The sequence below is a fragment of the Streptomyces sp. NPDC004111 genome, assembly GCF_042874215.1.
Classification (GTDB): domain Bacteria; phylum Actinomycetota; class Actinomycetes; order Streptomycetales; family Streptomycetaceae; genus Streptomyces.
Window position 1 is genome coordinate 62,524 of sequence record NZ_JBIAMU010000035.1, and the last position, 6,647, is coordinate 69,170.

Sequence of the window (6,647 nt, forward strand, 5' to 3'; positions counted from 1 at the left end):
GCCGCGGGTCCGCCCGCCGCACGCGTACGCAGGGGCTGCTGCGGGGACGAACCCCGAAGCAGCCCCTTTGTCGTGCGGTACTCGGGCCGGGCCGGGCCGGGCCGCGGTGCGGGTCGGCTCAGTGCTGCCGTGCGGAGCGCTCGCGGCGGCTCCACCAGAAGCCCGCGCCGCCCGCCGCGATCAGCAGCGCGCCCGCCACGCCCAGCGGCAGCGCGTCCACGCCGGCGCCGGTCCTGGGCAGCCCGCCGGGCCTGCCCGGGGGCTTGGTGGGGGGTGTGGTGCCGCTGGGGGCGGGGGACGGGGTGTCCGGGCCGAACGGTACGTTCGCCGTGTTGAGCAGCAGCGGGGTGTCGGGTGCGTTCGGTGTCGGTGTGGTGGTGCCGAAGTCGACCGGGCCCTGCTGCCAGAGCAGCTTCTCGCTGGTGCCCTCGGTCACCGGCAGACAGATCTTGCCCGTCTTCTTCAGGTCGAAGGTCGCGTCCACGTCGTACGACTTGGACTTGCCCGCGGCGAGGTCGGCGACGACGCAGGCGAAGCCGCTGTTGGAGCCCTTCGGCAGCCGGTTCGCCGGGATCTGCACACAGCCCGGCACGCCGTCGACCTTCAGTCCGTCGAAGCCGACGACGGACATGGTGATCTGACCGGTCGCCTTCGTGCCCTTGTTTGCCACTGTCGCGGTGATTTTTGTCTTTCCGGTTTTGTTGTCGACCGAAATTTTCGTGGGAAGTTCGGTCGAGATTTTGAGGTCCGCCGGAGCGCTGGGGCCGGGGGTTCCGCCCTGCGAGCTTCCGGGTGTGGGTTCGGCGGCGAACGCGCCGTACGGGAGTAAAAGAACGGACGCTGCCGCGACCGCCAGGCAAGATCCGGCACGCCTGCCGACGATCTCTTTACCGATCTTTTCGTGCATTTCTCGGCCCCCTTATTCTGAACAGCGTCAGCTGTACATGCAGGAGTACCACAAGATTGCGTCCAACTGTGATGCAATGGTGGGAAGTTAATGCTTCTGTCCTGGTCGCAGCAGGTGCTGAGGAGGGGGACGGGAATGCCGAGGTATGCGAGTGGCGGGGTGCAGGGGTTATTGATCGCCGGGCGTTACCGGTTGGGAGAGGCGATAGGCCAGGGTGGCATGGGGCGTGTGTGGCGTGCCTATGACGAGATTCTGGACCGCTCCGTCGCCGTAAAGGAAATGCGCGTCGACGGATTGGATGCAGAGGACAATCGAATTCGCCGCGAAAGGACTTTGCGGGAAGCCAGGGCCACGGCTCGTATAGACCACCCGAATGTGGTGCGGGTTTACGACGTCGCCGACGAGGGCGAGCGGCTGTGGATCGTGATGGAGCTGGTGGACTCGCGGTCGCTGGAGCAGCTTCTCGTCGAGGACGGCCCGGTCTCCCCGCGCGAGGCGGCCCGGATCGGGCTCGGGGTGACGGCGGCGCTGCGCGAGGTGCACGCGCGCGGCGTGCTGCACCGCGACATCAAGCCCGGCAACGTGCTCCTGGGCCGGGGCAACGGACGCGTCGTCCTCACCGACTTCGGCATCGCCGCCATCCAGGACACCAAGGCCCTCACCATCGTCGGGATGCTCGTCGGCTCCCCGGACTACATGGCCCCCGAGCGCGTCGGCGGACGCCCCCAGGGCACCCCGTCCGACCTCTGGTCGCTGGGCGCGACCCTGTGCGCGGCGGTCGCGGGCACCTCTCCCTTCACCCGCCCCACCACGATGGCCACGCTGCACGCGGTCCTCTACGAGGAGCCGGAGATCCCGGCGGAGGCCGGCGAACTGGCCCCGCTGCTGATCGCCCTGCTGGCCAAGGAGCCGCAGGCCCGCCCGACGGTGGACGAGCTGTACGCGTCGCTGGAGGCACTGCTGGGCCCGCCGCGGACGCCGACGCTGGTGGAGCGCCCGCAGTCCGCCCGGCCCGGCGCCCCGGCCCGGCCCGCCGCGGAGCCGGTCGCGGAGGCTGCGGGCGGGTACGTGGCCGAACCCGCCGCGGAGCCGCCCCCGGCCCCGGCCCCGGCCCCGGACGAGGTGTCGCCGCACGCCCCGACGTGGGTGGTCAGGACGGAGCGGGAGGGGGCTGAGGTTTCGCGGCCGGAGCAGGCGCCGGAGCGGGGGTCGCGGCCGGAGCAGGAGGCAGGCCCCGGCCCTGCCCCCGGGGCCGGGGGCGGAGTCGGGGCCGCGCCCTCGGCGGAGGACGAGCCCGAGCCCGAGCCCGAGCCCGCGCCGGACCCGGAGACCGGGCGGGCGGCGGCCGACGTGGGGTCGGCCGCTCCCGCACCGGTTCCCGCGCCCGCTCCGGAGGAGCAGGAGCCCGAGCCCGTACGTGAACCCCCGGCCGAGCCCGGTGCACCGGCCGGGGCCGATGCCGTAGCAGGGAGCGACACCGGGCTGGGGGGCTCCGCGCGCGATGCCTGGCCCGTCAGCAGGTCGGACACGACGGAGCTGCGGGTGCGCGAGGGGCGGCTGGAACAGCGGCCCCCGGTGCGGCCCGACCCGAGGACGGGCCCCGTCCCGGCGGACGCACCCGCGCGCAGGCGGGGCAGGGGAGTGCGGTTCCGCCGCAGGAGCGACGCACCCGCGCCGGAGGACCGGATGCCGCCGCCCGTCCCGGCGCAGCCGCCCGCCACGGCCCCGGCCGCGGAGTCCCCGGCCCCCTCGAAGGAGGAGCCGTCGCCCGCGCCCCCGGTGCAGTCACCGACCCAACTGGACACCGGCACACCCCCCACACGTACCCCCGAGCCGACCACTCCTGACCCGAACGTCCCTGACCCGACCGTCCCCGAACCGGCCGCAGCTGACTCGCTCGCCGCCGACCCGGCCACCCTTGACCCGGCGGCCCTCGATACGCCCGCCCCGGACACGGCCGCCCCTGACCCGGCGGCCCTCGGTACGCCCGCCCCGGACACGGCCGCCCCTGACCCGGCGGCCCTCGGTACGCCCGCTCCCGACTCGACGGCCCTCGGTACGGCCGCCTCTGACATCGCCACCCCTGACCCGTCCACCCCCGAGCCGGCCACGCCTGGCACAGACACCCCCGAGCCGGTCGCAGCGGAGCCGGCCGCCCCCGACTCGACGGACCTCGGAACGGCTGCTCCGGAGACGGCCACGCCTGACATCGCCACCCCTGACCCGGCGGTCCTGGGTACGGCCGCACCCGACTCGACGGCCCTTGGTACGGCTGCTCCGGAGACCGCCGCGCCTGACATCGCCGCCCCTGACCTGGCCGCCGCGGAGACGGCCGCGCCCCCGGAGACCACTCCCGAGCGCACCACTCCCAACGCCCTCGCAGCCGAGCCGACCACCCGCCAGCCCACCGTCGCGGACCCCTTCGTCCGCGAGCCCATCACTCACGAGCCCACCACCTACGAGCCCACCACTCACGAGCCCATCACTCACGAGCCCATCACTCACGAGCCCACCGTCGAGCCAGTCGCACCCGGGCCCACCGCACCCGAGGTCGCCCCGGAGACCACCACCCCTGAGCCCACCGCACCCGAGGCCACGTCCGAGACCAACACCGCCGAGCCCACGACCCCCGAGCCCACCACCCCCGAAGCCGCCCCCGACACCGTCGCCCGTACTGCGTCTGCGTCTCCGTCTCCGTACGATCCCGAACCCGTGACGGTTCCCGCGCGTCCGGAGCCGCGTCCCCGTGTGCGTCGGCCGCGGGCCCGGGTCGCCGCGGTGGCGGGGGCCGGGGTCGGGGTCGCGCTGGTCGCCACGCTCGTCGTCGTACTGATGCAGGGCAACGAACCCGGGCGGACCGGCGGCGGCACCAGCACCGGTGTGCCGACCACCGCGCCGACCGTCGCCGGGACCGCCCGGCCGCCCACCACCGGGGTCCGTCCCGGCAGCCGGAACGAGACCGGGTTCTCCTGGGTGCCGCCGTCCGGCTGGACGCGCAGCGCCAAGAGCCCCTCCAACGTCCACTACCACTCGCCCGACGGCACACAGGAAATCGCCGCCTCGTACGGGTTGGCACGGGGCGGCGATCTGTTGAAGCAGTGGGAGCAGTTCGAGGCCGATTCCCACGACGTGGCGGGCTACTCGAAGATCCGGCTGGAGCGGACCACCTTCCAGGGCCGGCCCGCCATCATCTGGGAGTACTTCTTCACCGAGGGCGGCAGGCCCTGGCAGGCCCGGCAGATCGGCTTCAACGCGGGCGGCAAGTCGTACCAGCTCAACGTCTGGTTCGAGCAGGCCGCCCGCGCCGAGGCCTTCGGCAACTATCAGCGGGTGACGGAGTCCTTCGTACCGCTCTGAGCACCCGCGGCGGAGCCGGGCGGCAGCGTGCCGTTGCGCTTCTGGACGACCTCGCGGACCAGGGCGAAGCCCACCACCAGCGCCGCGACCAGCAGCGACAGCAGCACCTGGGTGCGGCCCGCGTCGTCGGTCAGCATGTAGACCAGCACGAACGAGATCATCGCGATCGTCGCCCAGGTCAGGTACGGGAAGAGCCACATCTTCACGACCAGCTTGGACGGGTCCTCGCGCAGGATCATGCCGCGCATCCGCAGCTGGGTGAAGCAGATGACCAGCCACACGAACAGGGCGACCGCGCCCGAGGAGTTCAGCAGGAACTGGAAGACCGTGTCCGGCCACATGTAGTTGAAGAAGACGGCGACGAAGCCGAAGACCACCGACGCCAGGATGGCGGTCTGCGGCACACCGCGCTTGGTGACCTTGGTGAAGGCGGCCGGGGCGTCCTTGCGCTGGCCGAGCGAGAAGGCCATCCGGGAGGCGGTGTAGAGGCCGGAGTTCAGGCAGGACAGCACGGCCGTCAGGACGATCACGTTCATGATCTGGCCGGCGTGCGGGATGCCGATCGAGTTCAGCGCGGCGACGTAGGAACCGCCCTCGGCGACGATCGACGGGTCGTTCCACGGCAGCAGCGTCAGCACGACGAAGATCGAGCCGAGGTAGAAGATGCCGATGCGCCAGATGACGCTGTTGGTGGCCTTGGTGACGGCGCGCTGCGGGTCCTCGGACTCACCGGCGGCGAGCGTGACGATCTCCGAGCCCATGAACGAGAAGACGACCATCAGCACACCGGTCAGGATCGCCCCGTACCCCTTGGGGAAGAACCCTCCGGTGTCCGTGAGATGCGCGAAGCCGGCGCCCGGGTTGTCCGAGCCGGGCAGGACGCCGAAGACGGCCAGCAGACCGATGACGACGAACGCGCCGATCGCCACGACCTTGATCCCCGCGAACCAGAACTCGAACTCGCCGTACGACGACACGGAGGCGAGGTTGGTGGCCGTCAGCACGAGCATGACGATCAGCGCCCAGCCCCACTGCGGCACCGCCGGGATCCAGCTCTCCAGGATCTTCGCGCCGGCGGTCGCCTCGACGGCCAGCACCACGACCCAGAAGAACCAGTACAGCCAGCCGATGGAGAACCCGGCCCAGCGGCCGAGCGCCTGGTCCGCGTACGCGGAGAAGGAGCCCGAGGACGGCCGGGCGGCGGCCATCTCACCGAGCATCCGCATCACGAACACGACCATCGCGCCGACCAGGGCGTACGACAGCAGGATCGCGGGACCGGCCGCGGCGATGCCTGCGCCGGAACCCACGAACAGGCCGGCGCCGATGACACCGCCGATCGCGATCATCGAGAGGTGGCGGTTCTTGAGGCCGGCCTGGAGCCCGCCGTTGTCGGCGGAGACGGCTGTTCCGGGGTTACCGGGACTGCCGGGCTCTCGTTTCTGCTCCGCCTTCTGGGTCGGCTGCGCGCTCATGCACAATCCTCATTCGTCCGTCGTGGGTCACGTCATCGGGCCCACAGGTCCTGACGCCCGGGTTACGAGCCCCCGCATTCAAGCCGAGCCCCGAATGAATCGGAAGAGCTGATTCCGGATCGTTGTACGGACGGAAGTCCGGGACGTCGGTCCGGCGGGGAACGGGGCTTCGGTCCTTTCGAACGGGGGACCGAGGTCCTTACCCCGGTCCTGCCTACCCGGCGCACCACGTGCCACACTTCGACCATGCGCGTGTACCTCGGTTCCGACCATGCCGGATACGAACTCAAGAACCACCTCGTCGAGTGGCTGAAGGCCCACGGCCACGAGCCCGTCGACTGTGGTCCCCACATCTACGACGCCCAGGACGACTACCCGCCGTTCTGCCTGCGCGCCGCCGAGAAGACGGCCGCGGACCCGGACTCGCTCGGCATCGTGATCGGCGGCTCCGGCAACGGTGAGCAGATCGCCGCGAACAAGGTCAAGGGCGTACGGGCCGCTCTCGCCTGGAGCGAGCAGACGGCGGCGCTGGGCCGCGAGCACAACAACGCGAACGTGATCTCCATCGGCGGGCGCATGCACACCGAGGCCGAGGCCACGAAGTTCGTCGAGATCTTCCTCGCGACGCCGTACTCGAACGAGCCCCGCCACACCCGCCGCATCGAGATGCTCTCCACCTACGAGACCACCGGCGACCTCCCCCCCATCCCCCCTCACCACCCCCAGCCGTAACCCCCCCCTGCCCCGCCCCTCGGGCGGCGGCCCCACCCCGCCCCCTCGAGCGGCGGGGCCGCCCCTTCCCACCCCACCCCACCCCGCCCCCGCCCCCTTGGGCGGCGGGGCCGCCCCCCGGGGGCGGAACGGGCGGGCAAGGGGGCGGCCCCCGGCGGAGCCGCACGCACCCCGCC

The 6,647-nt window shown here is 72.1% G+C and carries 4 protein-coding genes; 2 read left to right on the forward strand and 2 right to left on the reverse strand.

Features of this window, described 5'->3' with window-relative positions; all coding sequences use genetic code 11:
* Window positions 1–118 precede the first annotated feature (118 nt).
* Window positions 119–670 (reverse strand): hypothetical protein, encoded by a 552-nt coding sequence (locus ACFYVL_RS42265; protein WP_389255045.1) that lies wholly within the window; start codon window positions 668–670, stop codon window positions 119–121.
* A gap of 456 nt (window positions 671–1,126) precedes the next feature.
* Between ACFYVL_RS42265 and ACFYVL_RS42270 the strand changes: the two genes are divergently transcribed.
* Window positions 1,127–4,264, forward strand: a complete 3,138-nt coding sequence (locus ACFYVL_RS42270) for a protein kinase (protein ID WP_389255047.1) — start codon at window positions 1,127–1,129, stop codon at window positions 4,262–4,264.
* Here ACFYVL_RS42270 and ACFYVL_RS42275 read toward each other — a convergent pair.
* Entirely contained in the window at window positions 4,231–5,739 is a 1,509-nt protein-coding gene (locus tag ACFYVL_RS42275) for an amino acid permease (RefSeq protein WP_389255049.1), read from the reverse strand. The genes ACFYVL_RS42270 and ACFYVL_RS42275 overlap by 34 nt on opposite strands.
* A gap of 246 nt (window positions 5,740–5,985) precedes the next feature.
* Here ACFYVL_RS42275 and ACFYVL_RS42280 point away from each other — a divergent pair, with 246 nt between their 5' ends.
* The gene (locus ACFYVL_RS42280; protein WP_389255051.1) at window positions 5,986–6,471 is read left to right on the forward strand and encodes a ribose-5-phosphate isomerase; all 486 of its coding nucleotides are present in this window, start codon (window positions 5,986–5,988) and stop codon (window positions 6,469–6,471) included.
* Window positions 6,472–6,647 lie beyond the last annotated feature (176 nt).